Raw genomic sequence first — 19279 nt, 5'->3', positions numbered from 1 at the left:
CTCGAGATCGCCGGCCGGATTAGCGGGCTCGAGGGAATCGCTCCATCGACCGGGTGAGCGCCGCGATCTGCTCGGCCGTCCGACCGTGCTCGCGGTAGAGCGCCAGCAGTTCCGCCGGATCGACGTAGAGGTACGGCCCCCTGGCGGCGGTGCGCGCGAGCGGATCGACGCCGCGACCCTCGCCGCGATTCCGACCCCTCCGCGCGTCCGAGAGGCGGTCGGCGAGCCAGCGGTCGAGCGCGCCGCGGAGTTCGGCCGCCTTCTCCGGTCGCTCCGCGGCGAGATTGGTCGTCTGGTTCGGATCCGACTCGAGGTCGTGCAACAGCTCGAGCCCGTCGCTCGGCAGGTCGGGGTCGTTGTAGAGGCCCGGGAGGGAGTAGACGCCGGGGTGGACGAGCCGGACGTACAGCCACCTGTCCCGGTAGACGGCGCGGCCGTAGGTGTAGATCCCGTGTCCGGAGACGATCGTCTCCCGGCCGTCGAAGGCTCCGGTCTCGAGGGCGGGCGTGAACGCCTCGGCGTCCCACCCCGACGGAATCGGCACGTCGGCCAGTTCGCACACCGTCGGGACGAGATCGAACTGGTACACCTGGCCGTCGATCGCCGCGCCCGCCGCGTCGTCGGTGACGCCCGGCCAGGAGACGATCAGCGGCACGCGCTGGCAGGCCGGGTGCGGGAACGCGTGTTCGGCGTAGATCCCGTGTTCGCCGAAGGCTTCCCCGTGATCTGCGGTGACGACGACGGCGGTCTCCTCGCGGATGCCGTTTCGCTCGAGGCACTCGAGCAGTTTCGAAACCTCGCCGTCGACGCGACGGATGCTCGCGTCGTAGCCGTCGACGAACTGAGCGACGTCTTCGGGTCCCTCGACGGATTCCGGCATCGGGTAGTCGTAAAAGTCCTCCCAGTCGCCGCGGTACTGCGTCGCGCTCGGCCACAGGTCCGCACAGCGGACGCCGGTCATCCCTCGCTGGTCGTCGATCGCCTCCTGATCGGGCCACGACGGCGCCGGCCCCGACTCGCGGACGGGCTCGAGGAACTCCTCGATCCCGAGGTAGGGATGGTGGACGTCCCAGTAGTTGACGTGGAGGAGCCAGTCGCCGTCTCCGGCGTGGCGGTCGATCCACGACTCGGCGATCGGCGTCACGTCCGAACAGTCCTCGATCGCCGGCCCGCCCGCCGTCGCGGTGGGAGTAATCGACTCCTGGAAGTTGGCGCTAAAGTGGTACGCGAGGTGACGCTGGGCGAACTGGCTCACCGACGCGGTGTAGACGCCGTGCTCTGCGAGGTGGCGGAACGCGGGCACGACCGCGGAGCCGGGATCGTGGCCGTCGCCCGGCTCGTCGTAGCGCTGTCCCTCGCCGTGGTGGGTGACGACGCCGGTGTCGATCCCGAACCGACACGTCGCGAGGGCCGTTCGGCTCGGCAGACAGGGGGTGTCGGAGGCGTAACACCGCTCGAAGCGGACGCCCTGCCGTGCGATCGAGTCGATCGTCGGACTCGTCTCGCGGCCGTAGCCGTAACAGCCGAGGTGGTCGGGACGAAGCGAATCGACGTCTATCAGGAGAACGTTCACGGTTCAGCCCTCGAGTTTCGCGTTTTCGACCGCCACCCACCCCTCTGCCTTGGCCGACTCATAGATCGCGTCGAGCACCCGGACGACTTCCAGGGCGTCCCGCAGGTCAGCCGGCACGTCGACGTCGTCGTTGACGCGGGCCTCGAGGAACTGCGCCATGAAGTCGTAGCCGAACCCGCCGCCGTAGCCGGGAACCGGCTCGTAGTCGTACGTCAGGAACCGCCGCGGCGTGCTCGCGTACTCGTCGCTGGTCGACTCGAACTCGACTGTCGTCTCGTCCTCGAAGCCGAAGTAGTCGCCCATCGGGTCCCACGTGGCGCGGCCGTCCATCCCGGTGATCGACAGGGCGGTGTCGTAGCGGCCCTCGCGGAGGTAGTACCCACACTGCAGCGACCCCATCGTGCCCGAGGCGAGTTCGAACTGAACGACCGCGCCGTCCTCGACGTCGACGCCGGGCGTCTCGAACTCGAGGCTCGCGTTCACGCGGGCGATGGGGTCGTCGAGGATCCACGGGAGGAGGTCGATCCAGTGGATGCCGAGCCACTGGACGATGCCGCCCCGGCTCGCCGCCCGGTCGAACAGGTAGTGGTCGGCGTCGCGGTACGCGAGCTGTGAGGCGAGAAACCGCGCCTCGAGCGCCCGGAGGTCGCCGAAAAAGCCCTGCGCGGCGCGAGACCTGAGTTCCGCCGAGGCCGGGTGGCCCCGCCAGGTGTAGGAGACGCAGACGGTCGCGTCCGATCCCTCGGCGGTCTCTACGAGCGCCTCGAGATCCGCCGCGGTCCTCGCCGCCGGCTTCTCGGTGTAGACGTCGATCCCGCGGTCGACGGCGGCCTCGACGACGCGGGGCGTCTCCCTGTTCGAGAGCGTTATCCAGACCGCGTCCGGCGCTTCCGCCTCGAGCAGGGTCTCCGGCTCCCGGTACAGCGGGACGTCGCCGAGGCCGTCGACGGCGTCGGTGTCGAAGGACTCGTCTGGCTCGCAGGCGCAGGTCACGTCCGCCGGCAGCTCGGCGAGCGTTCCGAGGTAGGGTTCCGTGTGGTGGTGGTTCAGTCCGATGTAACCGATCGTGGGGTCGTTCATGGGATCAGTCGAGTTTCGGAATGATTTCGTCGCCGATGCGCTCGAGACACTCGAGGGTGACGTCCTGTGGCTGGCCGGGGAACTGAACCCGGAGGTAGACCTGGTCGACGCCGAGGTCCTCGTACGTCCGCAACTTCTCGAGGCAGTCCTCGGGGGAGCCGAGGACGAACTTCTCCTCGAGTTCGTCGTAGTCGACTTCGACCTCGTGTTCGTCCATGTACGTCTGGCCCCACCGAGCGTACATCCGGTAGAGTTCGAGCAGGTGGGGCTCGATCGTCTCGCGGGCGTCCTCGAGGGAGTCGGCGACGAAGCAGTCGCGCATGAGGACCACGTCGTTGTCCGCGCGATCCATCTCGAACTCCTCGAGGGAGTCCTCGTAGACGCCGATCTGGTGCGCTAAGTCGTCGGTGGTCGAGGAGGCGCTGGCGATCCAGGCGTCGCCGCGATAGGCCGCCCGCTTGATGGCGATGTCGGCGTGGCCGCCGATCCAGACCGGCATCGACCCCGCCGGTCGGGGGCTGACGAACACGTCCTCGAACGACCACGCCTCGCCGTCGTGGGAGACGCTGTCTTGGGCCCACAGCCGCTTGAGCAGCGACAGCGACTCCATGAACTTCGGCACCCGGTCGTCGAGCGAGACGCCGAACGGCTCGAGTTCGCGTTCGCGGTAGCCGATCGCCGCGCCGAAGCGCATTCGGCCGCCGGAGAGGCGGTCGATCATCGCCACCTTCTCTGCGAGGTGGAGCGGGTTGTACAGCGCCGGCAGCATCGCCATCGTCGCCAGCTCGAGCGTCTCGGTCCTGGCCGCCAGCGCCGACAGCGCGGTGAGCGGCTCCACCACCCCTTCCTCGTGGACGTGACGCTCGCCCAGGGCTGCGCCGTCGAAGCCCAGGTCCTCCATCAACTCGGCCTGCTCTACGAGGTCGGTCACCTCGAAGTCGTCGCCGGGCGTGTAGTACTGGTTCTGGAAGACGCCGAACTTCATGCGTTTGGCCTCCTAGTCTCGGCCGCTTTCGATCCTCGAGCCGCCGTCCCTCGCCGGCCGAACGACAGCTGTGTCAGTACGGACGCGTCACGTGTGTACATCGAACGATCTCGCATTCGTCCGTTGGATGGCAACGGGGGATAATAAGCGTACGGGAGCGACGAGCGGCGAGCTCGGAGTCGTCCGACCGGCTCGACGACACCGCAGAGTACCCGGCGCCCCACCGAGACCCGCTCTGGAACGGCTGGACCCCTCGAGATCACGAGCATCGAATCACTTATTTCCCGTCCGACGGATGGGTCGGGTGGACACACATCATGACCGACGAGCAATCGATCTACGACGAACTCGAGGTGCCGACCGTCATCAACGCGGCGAGCACCAAAACGCGGATCGGGGGGAGCCTCATCCGGCCGGAGGCCGTCGAGGCGATGGCGAGCGCGGCGGAGTCGTTCGTCCGCATCTCGGACCTCCAGGCTCGAGCGAGCGACCTCATCTCTGAGGTGACGGGCGCGGAGGCGGGTTACGTCGCCAGCGGCGCGGCGGCGTGTCTCACCCTCGGGACGGCCGCCTGTATCGCCGACACCGACCTGAAGACGATGGACGAGCTCCCGCTGGCCGAGGGTGCCGCGAACGAGGTGATCATGCCCCGCTCGCACCGCAACGGCTACGACCACGCGATCCGCCTCGCGGGGGCGAAAATCGTCGACGTCGGCAACAACGACAACCACCTCGGCACCGGCTCCGTGAACACCGAGCTGTGGGAGATCGAGGCGGCGATCACCGAGAAGACCGCCGCGGTGGCGTACATGCAGAAGTCGTACTCCCAGCCCGACCTCGAGGACGTCTGTGCGGTCGCACACGAACACGACGTGCCCGTGATCGTCGACGCGGCCGCCGAGTTGCCGCCGAAACGGAACCTCTCGCGCTTTATCGACGAGGGCGCCGACCTCGTCGTCTTCAGCGGCGGGAAGGCGATCCGCGGCCCGCAGGCCTCGGGGATTTTAGCGGGCCGCGAGGACCTCATCGAGTCCGCGGCGATGCAACACCTCGACATGCACGTCGCCGAGGACGTCTGGGAGCCGCCGGCGAACCTGATCGACCTCGAGCGGTTCGCGGGCGTCCCGCGCCAGGGTGTCGGCCGGCCGCTCAAGGTCGGGAAGGAGGAGATCGCGGGGCTCATCCGTGCCCTGCAGCTGTTCGTCGATGAGGACCACGACGCTCGCGTACGCGAGTGGACGGAGCGAACGGACGGGATGGCGTCGGCGCTCCGCGAGGAAGAGGGCCTCTCGATTACGGTTACGGAGGCGGAGAAGACGGCAGTCGCACCGGAGGTGTACGTCACGCTCGATCCGGAGATCGCGGGGATCGACGTCGAGACGCTCGTCGCCGAGTTGCGAACGGAGGACCCGCGCGTGTTCGTCGGTCCCGACTACCTCCACGAGTCGGCGTTCACCGTGAACCCGATGTGTCTCACCGACGAGGAGGCCGAGTACGTCGTCGAGCGGATCCGGTCGTACCTGGCGTAGGCGGGCTATCCCCTCCTGCCGAACGGCCGGGCTGCGGGCGGTATGTCGAGGAACCGGCGGATTTTTGTCACCGACGCGTGACGCTGTGGTATGCAATCGCCACTCTCGAACCTGGTCGTGTTCATGTATAACTTCGGCGTCGTCCTGAGCGGCGGATACGTGATTATGCACTTCGGAATCGACGACCGGTTCCTGTTCTTCGGAATCATGTTCGTCTTCGCCCTCTTCTGGACGGCGTACTTCCGGTACGCGATGTACGACCGGCTGATCACCCTCGAGCGCGGCGAACCGGAAACTACGGAGGGGTAGCGGGTCGCCGCGCGGAGACCGTTCGACCCGCGACCACGGCGTGAGAACCGTCGTGAACGAGTTCCGACTCCGACCCCAGCCAGGCGTACCCGCGGCTCTCCGGTCGCGATTGCTCCGTTCTGTGTGTCGATCTCTCAGGGCTCCTTTCCGACCGGGCCAGCGGTCACGCGGCCGTTTTTTCCGATGAAACCGTTTCGAACGGTGCGCCGGGTATACGAGTCGCGTTCACCGACGCAAAACGATCATCTCGAGAGAACGAACCGCGATAGAATTACTAACGTATGCCTGTAACGTGAACCACATCGTGCCGGAATTTGGTGGATTCATCTCCGAACCGGACTGTGTCACTCAGTACCGTGTCATGAGCGAGCGGGGCGAATCGTTTACCAGAGGTAAACTGACTGTGCTCTCGGCTGCCGTTTCGGGTCCGACGCCTGGGCCTGTCCTCGAGCGTCGCGACCTCGAGCCGAGAGCCGTTCGCGGACCGTCGATCCGGCGTAACGAAAACACCTATGGTACCGGGTGCGTGTATCGCTCACACGGACGGGGCGAGGCGGACCGCCAGCCACCGATGCATATCGATGACCACAAACCACACAGTCGTATTCACGGACGTCGAATCGCCAGCGATCGAAGAGCGGCCGGTTCCGAAACCAGAGGCGGATCAGGTGCTGATCCGCTCGAACCGCACGCTCGTCAGTACCGGCACCGAACTGACCGCGCTCGCCGGTGACGTTCCGCGCGGTTCGAGCTGGGACGATCACATCGAGTACCCGTTTACGCCCGGATACAACAACATCGGGACGGTCGTCGAAACCGGCGACGACGTCGCGTCGGTTTCGACGGGGCAGCGCGTCGCCACCTACGGCGGTCACGCAGAGTACGTCTGCACCGCCGCCGCCGCCTGCCGGCCGATTCCCGACGGCGTAACCGACGACGAGGCGACGTTCTTCACCATCGCCGAGATCGTGATGAACGGCGTGCGACGGAGCGATCTCACCTGGGGTGAGTCGGCGACCGTCTACGGGCTCGGGCTCCTCGGCCAGCTGGCCGTTCGCGTCTGCAGCGCCGCCGGCGCTCGACCGGTCGTCGGATTCGACGTCGCAGACTCCAGACTCGAGTATCTCCCCGACGATCCGGGCGTCGTCGGGGCGAACCCGCTCTCGGACGATCCCGAGTCGACCGTGCGGGCGGCGGGCAACGACCGCCTCGCCGACGTCGTCTTCGAGGTGACGGGCAATCCCGACGTGATCACCGACGAGTTCAACGTCTTGCGCGAGCAGGGTCGACTGGTCGTCCTGAGCAGCCCCCGCGGCGAGACGACGATCGACCTCCACGACCACTGTAACGCGCCCAGTTACGCCATCATCGGGGCGCACAACGCTTCCCACCCGCCGGTCGCGACGCCGGGGAACCCGTGGACCCAACACCGCCACGCCGAGTTGTTCTTCGACCTCGTCGAGGACGGGACGCTCGAGGTCGCGCCGCTGATCAGCCACACCGAGTCCTACCGGGAGGCGCCGCGGCTGTACGGGGACCTGCTCGAGGACCGCTCGGAGGCGATGGGCGTGGTTCTCGAGTGGGAGTGATCCGGACGCCCGCTCGCCCGCGGTGACGGCGCGTTCCGAAACCGGGGCCGGGCCGACGGTAAAGCATAAGCACCGACGCGCAAAACGACTCTGAAAGGAACTGATCACGACCATGACAGACACAGATCCGAACCCGACGCACGCGAAGGGAGACGCCACAGAAGCCAGCTATCCGGAGAGTACTACCGCCGACCACCGAGCCGCGAGGTCGACCCGATGAGCGGCGTGACGGAGCCGCCGGTCGGAGCGTCCCAGCAGGCCGTCGTGACGGACGGAACGGGCGAGGCCTGGGCCGAAGAACGCGAGGTTCCGGAGCCGGGGCCGGGCGAGGCGCTCGTCCGCGTCACCGCGATCGGAATCTGCGGCAGCGACGTCGGCCTCATCCACGGCGAGGGGCCGCCGTGGACGGACTACCCCATCGTCCTCGGCCACGAGGTGGCCGGCGAGGTCGTCGCGCTCGGCGACGGCGTCGACGACCTCGAGGTCGGCCAGCGGGTCGCCCTCCACGGCTTCGTCTTCTGTGGCACCTGCGAGGGGTGCCGTGACGGCCGCTACTACCAGTGTGACGAGCTGAAGGAGATCGGCTTCACCATCGACGGCGGCTACCGGAAGTACGCCGCGTGGCCGGCGTACACCCTCACGCCGCTGCCCGACGACGTTTCGGACGTTCAGGCGAGCCAGATCGACTCGGCGGGCTGTACGCTCCACGCGATGCACCGCGTCGCCACGTCGTTCACCGACACCGCGGCGGTGCTCGGCCCCGGCTCGCTCGGCCTCTACGGCGTCCAGCTCCTCCGCGCCCAGGGCGTCGACGACGTCGTCCTCACCGGCACGCGCGACGAGCGCCTCGAGGCCGGCGAACGACTCGGCGCGACGCGAACGGTCAACGTCCGCGAGGAAGACCCGGTCGAGGCGCTGATGGAGCACACCGATGGACGGGGCGTCGACCTCTGTATCGAGGCCGCCGGCGCTGGCGACGTCCTCGAGACCTGCGTCCAGAGCGCCGCCAAGCAGGGAACCATCGCGCTCACGGGCGTCTTCGGTCAGCAGAAGGACCTCGATCCGGACCAGATCGTCGCCAAGGAACTGACCATCGTCGGCGGGGTAACCGCCGCCCACGCGGTCGACGAGGTCATCGAACTGTTCCGCCGGGGCGACCTGACGACGGAGGGCGTCGTCACCCACGAGTTCCCGCTCGAGGAGTTCGAAACGGCGCTCGACACCGTCCAGAACCGTCGCGACGGCGTCGTGAAGGCGGTGCTCCGCCCGTAGATCTGTACGGACGGCCGTCCACACACCGCAGGACGGATCCGCTCCAGAGCGCAATATTCAACAGGGGTCGGGGTAATTCTACGCAGAGAACCATGGAACGTGCACTCGTGATCCTCGACGACTCGAACGAAACCGACGAACTGCTCAGGGAAGCCGGCGAACTGGCCGCCGGCGTCGACGCCGAACTCGTGATGCTCTCGCTCGTCGACGCCGAGGAGTTCGACGAGGACTTAGACGTCCTCGAGACGATCGCGGACGTCGAGCACGCAGACTACGACGAAGACGTCATCCTCCGGTCGGTCGTCTCCGACACCGAACGGCACGCGGCGGACGTCCTCGAGGGCGTCGACGTCGATTCGACGGCCGTCGCCACCGTCCTCGAAGACGAGGAAGCGGGGACGATCCTCGAGATCGCCGAGGAGTACGACTGCGACCACGTCTTCATCGGCGGCCGCAAGCGATCCCCGACCGGCAAGGTCGTCTTCGGTGATACGACCCAGTCGGTGTTGCTCAACTTCGACGGCCGCGTCACTGTCGAACTGTCCTGACCCGGGGATGACCGGGACACCGGATCCGGCCGACGGAACGGTCTCGACGGCGGATCTCGTCGCGGACCTCGAGCGACTCGGACTCCGCGACGGCGACGAGGTCGCGGTTCACGGCGCGCTCTCGAGCATCGGCTGGGTCGAGGGCGGCGCGAACGCGGTCATCGACGCGCTCTGCACCGCCGTCGGGAGCGAGGGAACGGTCGTCGTTCCCACGTTTACACCGTTCGTCGTCCGTGAGGAGCCGTTCGATCGCGAGCGGACCCGGTCGCGAACCGGGGCGATCACCGAGACGCTCCGCACTCGCCCCGACGCCGTTCGGAGCGCACACCCGACGCACTCGGTGTCGGCGATCGGTCCGGCAGCGACGACGCTGACGACGGATCACGCCCTCGAGCGATCGCTGGGCGCCGACAGCCCGCTGCACCGCCTGGCGAGACGCGGCGGCTCGATCCTGCTCGTCGGCGTCGGTCACGAGCGAAACTCGACGATTCACGTCGCGGAGGCGCTCGCCGAGCTGCCGTACAAGACGGGGACGAACCGGGTCCTCGTTCGCGACGGGGACGGAACCGTGCGGACGGTCGAGACGGCGCGCGTCGGCTGCGGTAAAGGGTTTTCGGCGCTCGAGCCGCTCGCCGACGACGCGGGCGTTCTCAGGCGCGGTCACATCGGTCGAGCGCCCGCGCAATTGATGGACGGCGACGCGATCATCGAGGCGGCACTCGAGGCGCTCGAGGACGATCCCGGTTTCCTGCTCTGTGCCGAACCGGACTGCTGGTGGTGTCCGGAGGCGCGAGAACGCATCGAGTGAGGCGGTCGGAAGCGCGCTTCGGTCGGAGTTGGATCGGCCCGCTCAGTCCTCGAGCGGGTTCCGTGGACGTGCGGGCGAGCAGGATCCGTCGTCTCGAAGGTTTCGGACGGTCACGCCGCCGTCGTCCCCGACGATCTGTTCGCCCGTGACGTCGACGTTCGCGTTGACGATCGAACCGGTGGCGTTGGCGAGCGAGATCCCGTCGCGGTCGTCCCCGGTCTGGGAGAGACAGAGGTTACGAACGTCGACGTCCGTGTTTCCGAGTTCGACGGCCGCGCCGTCTCCGGCCTCGCCGGTGACGTCGACGTTCCGGACCGCGAGCCTATCGACGCCGGGATCGGTGACCCGGAGTGCGTTCGACCCGTCGTTGTTCAGCTCGAACCGGCAGTTCCGGACCGTGAGATCGAGGCCCCTGGTGTCGTCGTTGTGGTCGAGAATCCCCTCTCCAGCGGGGTGGTCGTGGATCACGTCGATGTTCTCGTAGTAGCCGTCGAAGGTGTACCAGACCCAGCCGGCGCGGCTCGTGATCGCGCCCCAGGGGGTTGCGGGGATCTCGCCTTCCTCGGTGATGACGACGCAGTTTTTGGCGTAGCTTCCCGGGGTGCCGAGTCGGATCGCGGTGACGTTGTTGTTCTTGAACAGCGAATCCTCGACGCGGACCGATCCCTGCTGGCCGTTTCCGGACATACCGGGTGGAGAAGCGTAGATCGCGTTGTCTCCGAAGTAGGAGAACTCGCAGTTTCGAAAGAGCAGGTCGCCTGCGTGGTGGAACGTCACCCAGACGCCACCCTTTCGACTGTAATCGACGACGCCATCGGGTGCTCGGACGTTCTCGATCACGCCGCCCCCGTCGGAACCGAAGACACCGGGGCCGAGACACTGCGGGTCGTCGAGGATGTTCTCGTTGTACTCCTCCGGTTCGTCATTGGGGTGGGGCAGTTCCTGGTACGGACCGGTCACTTTCCCGTCGAAGTGGATATCCCGGATCTCGAGCCGTTCGGAAGCCTGTCCCGTTATGCCGGTCGAGGTGTCGTCCGGCGTCTGGTCGACGGTGAAGTTCTCGATCCGGATGTCACGGCCCCAGAGCGTGAACAGCGGGTACCGCCCTCCCTCGGTCGTCCCGAGCGTGACGTCGCCGTCACCGACCACCGCGAGTTTGCCGAGAAACTGCTGTTCCTTGGGGGTGTCGGGGCTGATCCCCCAGCGAGCGAACCCCCAGTTGTTCGGTCCGCTGTCGACGACGTACTCGCCTTCCGGAAAGGCGACCTTGACGCCGTCGTCGTTGAAATCAATCTCGTCGACCGCCACAATAGGCGAGCCGACGCCATCGTAGTGGCTGAAATCGTACTCGACCGCTGCCGTCGCTTCGGCGAGCGCGTCGTTGATCGGTTCCTCACCGGTCGGATCGGCACCGAAGTCGTCGACGATATCGAGAACCGTACCGTACTCGTCGTCGTCCGCCGCGGCGACTCCCGGAACGCCCACCGCGACTCCGGCCAGGAGGCTGGCACCGGCAAGTTTGAGACAGCCCCGCCTGTCGAGTCCGCGCGGACTCGAGTCCGCACCGGCCGGTCGGGTAGCGTTGCTTGTGCGATCTGCTGATCGGTCTGAGGTCATGTGTGTCAGCAGTTCACGTCTCACACAACCGGACGATAAGGGTTTATACAATTTTATAGAGCGTTGAACGTTCGCTCGTCGAGACTCCCCCGACCGACGGAGAGAACCCGGCGGGACGGACACCTCACCGATCAGCGGCCGGGTGTGGGGAAGCAGGCCCGTCTGTGCGGGTCGGGATCGACGCAGACGGTCTGGCGACCAGGTACGTAGAATTATATGCTCCGCGTCGGTGGTATGAGCCATGGCGGACCGACCGAACATCCTGTTCATCATGACTGACCAGCACCGGGGGGACTGCATCGGTGCTGATCCGCACTCGCCGCGAGACGAGGACGGACGATCGCTCGTTCACACGCCGAACATCGACAACTTCATCGAGAACGGCGCGATGTTCACCAGGGCGTACACCCCCGCCCCGTCGTGCATTCCGGCGCGGCGGTCGTTGCTCACGGGACAGACGCCCTCGACCAACGGCGCGCCGGGCTGGGTGACCACCCCCTGGGAGTTCGAGCACACGCTTCCGGAGGAGCTTCGGAACGCGGGCTACCAGACGAAACTCGCCGGGAAGATCCACTCGATCCCGATCCGCAAGCACATGGGGTTCGAGAGCATGGACCAGCACGAGGCGCTGTTCTCCCACCCGAACGACGACTACACGCGCTGGCTCGAGACCGAAACCGACGGCAACTTCGACGAGCTGTCCCACGGGCTCGGGCGGAACTCGTGGGACCCCCGCCCCTGGCACGCGGAGGAGTACCACCACCCGACGAACTGGACGACTCGCAAGGCCCTCGAGTTCCTCGACCAGCGCGACGAGAGCCGGCCGTTCTTCCTCAACCTGTCGTACGTGCGCCCGCACACCCCGTTCGATCCGCCGCAGGCGTACTGGGATATGTACGTCGACCGCGAGACCCCGGCGCCGTACATGGGCGACTGGATCGACGCCGAACACGGCGAGAAGATCCCCGACTATCCGGCCGCGGACGCCTGGCTTGCGGACCTCCCGCCGACGATCGTCCACCGGGCGCGAGCGGCCTACTACGGCCTCATCACCCACATCGACCACCAGATCAAGCGGGTCATCGACGCACTTCGGCTGAGCGGCGACTACGAGAACACGTTCGTCGTCTTCTGCTCGGACCACGGCGAGATGCTCGGCGACCACCACATGTGGCGAAAGAGCTACGCCTACGAGGGGTCCTCGAGGGTCCCGTTCCTGCTTCGGTATCCCGACTGGATGGAGGCGCCGCGAAAGCGGATCGTCGGTCAGCCGGTGGGGCTCGAGGACGTGATGCCGACGCTGCTCTCGGCCGCGGACGTCGACGTCCCCGATACCGTGGAGGGGCGGAACCTGTTCGAACTCCTCGAGGAGCCCGAACGCGAGGACTGGCGCGAGTGGTACCACGGCGAGCACGCTCCCGGGAGCTACGATCCGGAGAACGGCACCCAGTACCTGATCGGCGAGCGCTACAAGTTCGTCTGGAACCCCGTCACCGACAGCCGCCTGCTGTTCGACCTCGCCGAGGACCCCGGCGAGGAGCGGGACCTCTCGGAGTCGGCGGCCCACGCAGACCGGCTCGAGCGAGCCCGCGAGGCGATGGTCGATCGCCTCGCCGACCGCGAGGAGGGATTCGTCGAGGACGGGCGGCTCGTCCCGACGAGTGCGGGCTCCGAAGACGTCGGCGATCCGGACGACTGCAGCTCGGAGAGCTGAGGCCGTCTCGGACGGTGACGGCCGCCGATCCGCTCGCTTCCGGTTCGCCGTAGTCCGGCTCCAGTCCGCCGCGAGTGCCCGACGGTACTCGACGAGCGCCGGCGCTGCCCGGGCTCCAACAGCCGGCCGAACGTGCAGCGAGCAAAACTACTTTATATCGCCTCACCAGCACTGTGGTATGGTACGAACAGCGATTCAGCTGTACACGCTGAGAGCGTTCGAGGAACCGACGGCGGAGGTCATCTCCCGCGTCGGCGAGACGACGTTCGACGGCGTCGAGTTCTACGCCGCTCACTTCGACGACTTCGAGGACGACGGGGACCTCGAGCGAACCGCCGACGCCCTCGACGACGCCGGCCTCGGAGTCGCCGGCGCCCACCTGGGCGTCGACCGAATCGAGTCGTCACTCGAAGACGTCGTCGCGGCCTGCGAGACGGTCGGCATCTCCCGTCTGATCGTCCCGACGTACGATCCGGGGGCGTTCGAGTCCGCGGCGGGCGTCGAAGCGGCGGCCGACCGGCTCGCGGCGCTGGCCGACGACCTGGCCGACCACGACGTCGAACTGCTCTACCACAACCACACCTTCGAGTTTACCGAGATCGAGGTCGACGGCGACGCCGTCCCCGCCTTCGAGCACTTCGTCGAGCACGCCGACGGTCGCTTCGGCTACGAGCCGGACGTCGGACTCGCGACCCACGCGGGGTACGACGCCCTGGAACTCCTCTCGCTCGTCTCGGAGCGCGCCCCCGTCGTCCACGTGACCGACACGGTTCCCGACGACCCGGACGCCCTCCACGCGGACGTCGGCACCGGGGTCGTCGACCTCGAGGCCTGCGTCGACGCCGCCCGTGAGAACGGCGCCGAGTGGCTCGTCTGCGAGAACGGCGTGACCGACGACGCCGCGGGAGCGCTCGCCCACGGCAGCGACGCGTTCGCCGACTACAGGGCGCGCAGCGTCGACCAGCCGGCGAACCGCTGACCTTCCGGGACCGGTTGCGCGCACTGAGAGTCAGGATCGGGCACCATAGATTGAAGCCCCTGCGAACGCGACGAGAGGTGAACGGAGCGTGTCCGTCAGTATGGCTACCCACGATACGAAACGACAGGACGACGTGACTCGTCCGCTCGGCGAGGCGGGTTCTCCGAGCGTCGCGGTCGCCCTCGCCGTCGAAGAACTCAGCGATACCGACCCCTGCGACCTCGAGTGGTCGCTGTACGACTACCTCGACCCCGACGCGCTGGATTCGCTCGTCGACCGCGGCGAGCGCTGCGGGCTCGAGATCGAATTCTCCGTCGGGAACTACGACGTCAGACTGGTCGCCGGCGAGCGCCTCTCGGTCTCCGAGCGCACCGCTGACGGGTGAGCCGTTAGTGTGACTCGAGTAGCGGCTCGACGTACTCCGGCGAGTAGCGCAGACAGCGGTAGACGTTCCCCATCGAGCCCTCTTCGGTGAACGGGCTGACGAAGTCCCAGACGACCTCCCCGTCGGGGGTCACCTCGAAGAGGTGTTTCTTCGTCCCCTCGCAGATTAGCGTGTTGCCGTTCGGCAGTCGTTGTGCGCCGGAGATGAACGGCGCGTAGAACTCCTCTCGCGGCGAGGCGGTGTACTCCCAGACGATCTCCTCGGTCAGGGGATCGACCTCGATTACGCGCGACCACCCGCGCTCGGTGCCGTTGTCGAAGATGAGGACGTTACCGTTCTCGAGAACGTGCGGGAGGTGCTGGCCGTCGAGTTCGCTCGGTCCCCACGCCCAGACGATCTCCCCGCTGGGGTAGTCGATGACGCCGATGACGTCGAGGCTCCGGTAGGAGAAGACGATGTTCCCGGGTTCGAAGCGGACGGGACCGCCCTCCTCGCGTTCTCTCTCGGCGGTTTCGTTCTCGGGGATTACCTGCAGGGTGTTGTTGTGCGCCCAGTCGAAGGCGTACTCCTCCTCGATGCGATTCTCGACGAACGCCCAGTCCTCCGCCGGGAGCAACTCTCTCATCTCGTCGACGTGGTCCTCCCCGAACCACTCCCAGTGGAGGTTTTTCTCACGGTCGATTTCGACGATGTAGGGGTTGCGCTTGAGCTCCGTACCGAGTTCGGGCACCATGTTGTCGGTGATGGTGTGGAGCAGGAGGCGGTCGTCGTCCATCACCTGGTAGTCGTGGTCGATACGACAGTGGTAGGACCAGACGACGTTGCTCTCGGGGTCGAGCTCCCGAAGGCCGGCCTCCTCGATCGTCGAGCGGTCGCGCGTCGGATAGAGGAGGTTTCCGTTCGGCAGGAGGCGGGTGTAGGACTGGACCGCCGTCTCGACCTCCCAGCGGTGGACGGGTTCGCCGTCCATATCGATCAGGTAGATCTTCCCCGTCCCGTCGGGGGCCTTCTCGGGGTACTCGTACGTCTCGTTGAACAGCGTGTAGCCGTCGTAACTCCGGTCGGGATCGTGAACCGTGACTCCGTCTGCCATGTAAGTTCTCCGGCTGAGCGTTTTCAGCCCACGACGAAAAGGTTATTTCTCGCACGCTGAAGGGTCTGCGCTCTCGCCACTCACCGCTGTCGCAAGCGTTATTGCTCGAGGGGGTGGTCGTCTCTTCTATGTCGACGGCAGATCCCGACGCGATAGCCGACGAACCGCTCACTGTGCTCGTCATCGGCGCACACATCGACGACTGCGATATCAAAGTCGGCGGCACCGCCAGCCTGTGGGCCGACCGCGGCCACGACGTCACGTTCGTCTCCCTGACCAACGGCGAGGCCGGCCACCACGAGATCGGCGGCCTCGAACTGACCAGAACCCGGCGCGCGGAGGGTCGGGCGGCGGCCGACGTCCTCGGTGTAGACTTCGTTTCGCTCGACATCATCGAGGGGAAGCTCCGCCCGACGATCGAAAATCGCAACAAGGTCATCCGGCTCATCCGCGAGCACGAACCCGACCTGGTGCTCACCCACCGGCCGAACGACTACCACCCGGACCACCGCTACGGCTCCGATCTCGTCCAGGACGCGGCGTACATGGTCACGGTCCCTTCGATCTGTCCCGACACGCCGCACCTCCAGTACAACCCGATCATCTGCTACCTCGAGGACGACTTCCGGAAGCCGTACCCCTTCGAGGCGGACGTCGTCGTCGACATCGACGACGCGATCGAACGGAAGCTCGACGCGATCCACCGCCACGAGTCACAGATGTACGAGTGGCTGCCGTACAATCAGAACGTACTCGAGGAGGTGCCCGAGGGCGACGAGGCGCGCCGAGAGTGGCTCGCGGAAACCCGCGCCCCCGACTTCGAGGCGGTCGCGGATCGGTTCCGGGAGGACCTGATCGAGCGTTACGGGGAAGAGCGCGGCTCGCGGGTGCAGTACGCCGAGGCGTTCGAGGAGTGTGAGTACGGCGGGACGATGACGGCGAAGCACGAGGAACTGCTGTTCCCGTTCTGAACGACCCGGATTCGACGGCCCGTCGGTCCCGGGCCACCGCAGCATCGACGTGACCGATGGACTCATGTACCATACCGCGCATGATGAAGGTAGTCGAACACGACAATGACAGACCTAGCGATCAACGGCGGACCCGAGGCGGCGGCCGACCTCGAGATTCCGCGCTGGCCCCAGTGTACGGAGACGAGCAAAGAGTACGTCCTCGACAGCCTCGAGTCGGAGAAGTGGTGTCGGATCATCGACGGCGCCGACTGGGTCGATCGCTTCGAAGAAGAGTTCGCGGAGTTCCACGACGCAGAACACGCGATCGCCGTCTCGAACGGCACCGTCGCGATCGAACTCGCGCTGCGCGCCTGCGGCGTGAAACCCGGCGACGAGGTGCTCGTCCCGGCCTACACGTTCATCGCGAGCGCGAGCGCGATCGCGTGTATGGGTGCCGTCCCGAAGTTCGTCGACGTCGATCCCGACACGTTCAACCTCGACCCCGAGTCGGTGCGCGAGGAGATCACGGCGGACACCGTCGGGATCGTCGGCGTCCACTTCGGCGGGTACCCGATGGACATGGACGAACTGCTGCCTATCGTCGAGGAACACGAGCTGTTCCTGATCGAGGACGCCGCCCACGCCCAGGGATCGGCCTGGCGGGGCGAGCGCGTCGGCACCTTCGGCGACTTCGGGACGTTCTCGTTCCAGCAGTCGAAGGCCCTCCCCGCCGGCGAGGGCGGCATCGTCGTCACCGACGACGACGTGCTCGCCGAGGAGGCGCGGCTCGTCCACAACATCGGGCGGGCCGTCGGCGCCGGGTACAAGCACACGATGCTCGCCTCGAACTACCGGCTGCCCGAACTTCAGGGCGCGCTGCTCTGTGCACAGCTCGAGAAACTCCCCGAGGAGAACGAGCGCCGGCAGCGAAACGAGGAGCTGCTGGTCTCCGAACTCGAGACGATCGACGGGATCCACACGCTGCGAGCGGACGACCGCATCACCGACCGCGGCTACTGCGTCTACAACTTCCGGTACGACGCGGAGGCGTTCGGCGGCCTCTCCCGGGACCGGTTCCTCGAGGCGCTCACCGCCGAGGGCGTTCCCGCGAGTTCCGGCTACGGACTGCCGCTGTACAAGCAGCCGGCGTTCTCCCGGGAGCAACTGGGCGCGCTCGTCCCGCCGGGAACCGACATCCCGGTCAACCGCCACCGCCACCTCCCCGGCGTCGAGAAGATTATGCGAACGAACGTCCGGCTCTCGCACACGGCGCTGCTCGCCGAGGACGACACGGTCCTGGCGATCCCGCGCGCGATCAGGAAGATTCAGGAGAACGTCGACGAACTGTTGCTCGAGTGAGAGCCGGCGAGCGCTGCGGTCCCGAACTCGGAGCACCAGTCTGACGCTGCGTTCCGTGTGAACGAAGCACTTATCAGCGCGCGGCGAGAGTCTCTTTCGTAATGTCCAAGGGTTCGCAATCGGCCGCGAGCGACCGGTCGGTACAGGAGTCACGAAAGCTAGTGGATCGGGCGGCGCGGGTCGTCCCGGGGGCGACCCAGACTGGGAGCAAAGCGCCGACGCAGTTCGTCCAGGGCGTCTCGCCGACGCACATCGCCCGCGCGGACGGGAGCCGCCTGTGGGACGCCGACGGCAACGAGTACGTCGACTGCAACGCGGCGCTGGGACCGGTGCTCCTCGGTCACAACTACCCCGCCGTGACCGACGCGGTCAAAGCGCAGCTCGATGACGGGACGATGTACACGATGGAGCACCCGCTCCACGTCGAGGTGGCTGAACTCCTCACCGAGGTCGTCCCCTGTGCGGAGATGGTGAAGTTCGCCAAGAGCGGCAACGACGTGACCGCCCTCGCCGCGAAGGTGGCGCGGGCACACACCGGCCGGGACGTGATCGCGACCCAGGGCTACCACGGCTGGCCCGACGTCTGGACGAGCGCCAACGAAGGGCTCGACGCCGGTATTCCGGATGGCATCGGCGACAACACCGTCGCATTCGAGTACAACGACATCGAGAGTGTCGAGCGGATCTTCGAAGCGCACCCCGATAACGTCGCGGCGATCGTGACGACGCCGGTAAACCTCGAGGACCCGGCGGACGACTTCCTCGAGCGCCTGCAGGAACTCGCGGAGCGCGAGGGAGCCCTGCTGGTGTTCGACGAAGTGTTGACCGGCTTCCGATTCGCCATCGGTGGCGCACAGGAGTACTACGGCGTCACCCCCGACCTCGCCTGCTTCGCGAAGGCGATGGCCAACGGGTTCCCCATCTCGGCGCTCGCCGGAAAGCGCGAGTACATGGAGACGATCGACCGCGACGACTTCTTCTACTCGATGACCTACGCCGGCGACGCAGCCTCGCTCGCCGCGGCGAAGGCGGCGATCACCGTCCAGCGGGAGGAGGACGTCCACGAACACATCTTCCGGATCGGCGACTCGCTCCTCGAGGGGTACAACGAGCTCGCGACCGAGGTGGGACTCGAGGACCGGACTCGAGCGACGGGGCTTCCGCCGCGCTTTGCGATCCAGTTCCACGACGAGGAGGGCGACCACGACCAGGCCGTTCGGAGCCTCTTCATGCAGGAGGCCCACAAGCGCGGCGTGCTCTACACCGGCAGTCACATCCCGACGTACAGCCACACCGACGAGGACGTCGCGTTCGTCCTCGATGCCTACCGCGAGTCGCTCGAGGTTGTCGCCGACGCCCTCGAGAGCGACGACGTGACCGACAGGCTCGAGGGCGAGCCGGTCGGCGCGACGCTGCGCCAGCGGACCGGCGAGAACGACTGACGGCGGGCGAAACCGGCCGTACCGCATCGGGTAGGTTTATTACT

At 66.9% G+C, this 19279-nt stretch carries 17 protein-coding genes; 12 read left to right on the top strand and 5 right to left on the bottom strand.

Translation table 11 applies throughout. The features are described from left to right. Positions 1-19: 19 nt before the first annotated feature. Genes NMQ11_RS16690 through NMQ11_RS16680 form a run of 3 tightly spaced genes read right to left on the bottom strand, consistent with a single transcriptional unit; the run spans position 20 to position 3638 of the window. Positions 20-1573, bottom strand: coding sequence for a sulfatase family protein (locus NMQ11_RS16690; protein ID WP_255171486.1), 1554 nt, complete (start codon positions 1571-1573; stop codon positions 20-22). Between the two features lie 3 nt (positions 1574-1576). After that, positions 1577-2653: a Gfo/Idh/MocA family protein gene (locus tag NMQ11_RS16685; RefSeq protein ID WP_255171485.1), complete on the bottom strand. Its 1077-nt coding sequence runs from the start codon at positions 2651-2653 to the stop codon at positions 1577-1579. Positions 2654-2657: 4 nt separating this feature from the next. Beyond that, on the bottom strand, positions 2658-3638 hold the full coding sequence (locus NMQ11_RS16680) for an LLM class flavin-dependent oxidoreductase (RefSeq protein WP_255171484.1): 981 nt from the start codon (positions 3636-3638) through the stop codon (positions 2658-2660). 317 nt (positions 3639-3955) lie between these two features. Here NMQ11_RS16680 and NMQ11_RS16675 point away from each other — a divergent pair, with 317 nt between their 5' ends. The 6 genes from NMQ11_RS16675 (at position 3956) to NMQ11_RS16650 (ending at position 9693) form a co-directional block, all read left to right on the top strand. Beyond that, the gene (locus tag NMQ11_RS16675; RefSeq protein ID WP_255171483.1) at positions 3956-5167 is read left to right on the top strand and encodes an aminotransferase class V-fold PLP-dependent enzyme; all 1212 of its coding nucleotides are present in this window, start codon (positions 3956-3958) and stop codon (positions 5165-5167) included. A gap of 90 nt (positions 5168-5257) precedes the next feature. Continuing rightward, on the top strand, positions 5258-5476 hold the full coding sequence (locus tag NMQ11_RS16670) for a DUF8074 family membrane protein (protein ID WP_255171482.1): 219 nt from the start codon (positions 5258-5260) through the stop codon (positions 5474-5476). A gap of 581 nt (positions 5477-6057) precedes the next feature. Beyond that, positions 6058-7065: a zinc-dependent alcohol dehydrogenase gene (locus NMQ11_RS16665; RefSeq protein ID WP_255171481.1), complete on the top strand. Its 1008-nt coding sequence runs from the start codon at positions 6058-6060 to the stop codon at positions 7063-7065. Positions 7066-7281: 216 nt separating this feature from the next. Beyond that, positions 7282-8337 carry a zinc-dependent alcohol dehydrogenase gene (locus tag NMQ11_RS16660; protein ID WP_255171480.1) on the top strand — a complete coding sequence of 352 codons (1056 nt, stop codon included), beginning with the start codon at positions 7282-7284 and terminating at the stop codon, positions 8335-8337. 92 nt (positions 8338-8429) lie between these two features. Continuing rightward, the gene (locus tag NMQ11_RS16655; protein ID WP_255171479.1) at positions 8430-8885 is read left to right on the top strand and encodes a universal stress protein; all 456 of its coding nucleotides are present in this window, start codon (positions 8430-8432) and stop codon (positions 8883-8885) included. Between the two features lie 7 nt (positions 8886-8892). Beyond that, positions 8893-9693, top strand: coding sequence for an AAC(3) family N-acetyltransferase (locus NMQ11_RS16650; protein WP_255171478.1), 801 nt, complete (start codon positions 8893-8895; stop codon positions 9691-9693). Between the two features lie 42 nt (positions 9694-9735). Here the strand turns inward: NMQ11_RS16650 and NMQ11_RS16645 are convergent, their stop codons facing one another. Then, entirely contained in the window at positions 9736-11178 is a 1443-nt protein-coding gene (locus tag NMQ11_RS16645) for a hypothetical protein (protein ID WP_255171477.1), read from the bottom strand. Positions 11179-11551: 373 nt separating this feature from the next. Here NMQ11_RS16645 and NMQ11_RS16640 point away from each other — a divergent pair, with 373 nt between their 5' ends. The 3 genes from NMQ11_RS16640 to NMQ11_RS16630 all read left to right on the top strand — a co-directional run bounded on the left by NMQ11_RS16640 (position 11552) and on the right by NMQ11_RS16630 (position 14388). Next, positions 11552-13024, top strand: a complete 1473-nt coding sequence (locus tag NMQ11_RS16640) for an arylsulfatase (protein ID WP_255171476.1) — start codon at positions 11552-11554, stop codon at positions 13022-13024. A 178-nt stretch (positions 13025-13202) separates the two neighbouring features. Further along, entirely contained in the window at positions 13203-14003 is an 801-nt protein-coding gene (locus tag NMQ11_RS16635) for a sugar phosphate isomerase/epimerase family protein (protein WP_255171475.1), read from the top strand. Positions 14004-14091: 88 nt separating this feature from the next. Beyond that, positions 14092-14388: a HalOD1 output domain-containing protein gene (locus NMQ11_RS16630; protein WP_255171474.1), complete on the top strand. Its 297-nt coding sequence runs from the start codon at positions 14092-14094 to the stop codon at positions 14386-14388. Between the two features lie 4 nt (positions 14389-14392). Here NMQ11_RS16630 and NMQ11_RS16625 read toward each other — a convergent pair whose 3' ends face one another. Further along, complete coding sequence (locus tag NMQ11_RS16625; RefSeq protein WP_255171473.1) at positions 14393-15481, bottom strand: aryl-sulfate sulfotransferase; 1089 nt, start codon at positions 15479-15481, stop codon at positions 14393-14395. Positions 15482-15609: 128 nt separating this feature from the next. On the opposite strand from NMQ11_RS16625, the gene NMQ11_RS16620 reads away from it, so the two are divergent. The 3 genes from NMQ11_RS16620 to NMQ11_RS16610 all read left to right on the top strand — a co-directional run bounded on the left by NMQ11_RS16620 (position 15610) and on the right by NMQ11_RS16610 (position 19235). Then, positions 15610-16452 (top strand): PIG-L deacetylase family protein, encoded by an 843-nt coding sequence (locus tag NMQ11_RS16620; RefSeq protein ID WP_255171472.1) that lies wholly within the window; start codon positions 15610-15612, stop codon positions 16450-16452. Between the two features lie 105 nt (positions 16453-16557). Continuing rightward, positions 16558-17793 (top strand): DegT/DnrJ/EryC1/StrS family aminotransferase, encoded by a 1236-nt coding sequence (locus NMQ11_RS16615; RefSeq protein ID WP_255171471.1) that lies wholly within the window; start codon positions 16558-16560, stop codon positions 17791-17793. Between the two features lie 101 nt (positions 17794-17894). Next, positions 17895-19235: an aminotransferase class III-fold pyridoxal phosphate-dependent enzyme gene (locus NMQ11_RS16610; RefSeq protein ID WP_255171470.1), complete on the top strand. Its 1341-nt coding sequence runs from the start codon at positions 17895-17897 to the stop codon at positions 19233-19235. Positions 19236-19279 lie beyond the last annotated feature (44 nt).

Origin of the sequence: Natrononativus amylolyticus (assembly GCF_024362525.1) — an archaeon.
Taxonomy (GTDB): domain Archaea; phylum Halobacteriota; class Halobacteria; order Halobacteriales; family Natrialbaceae; genus Natrononativus; species Natrononativus amylolyticus.
The sequence above is the reverse complement of the archived record's forward strand: the minus strand, read 5'-3'. Positions and strand labels throughout refer to the sequence as shown.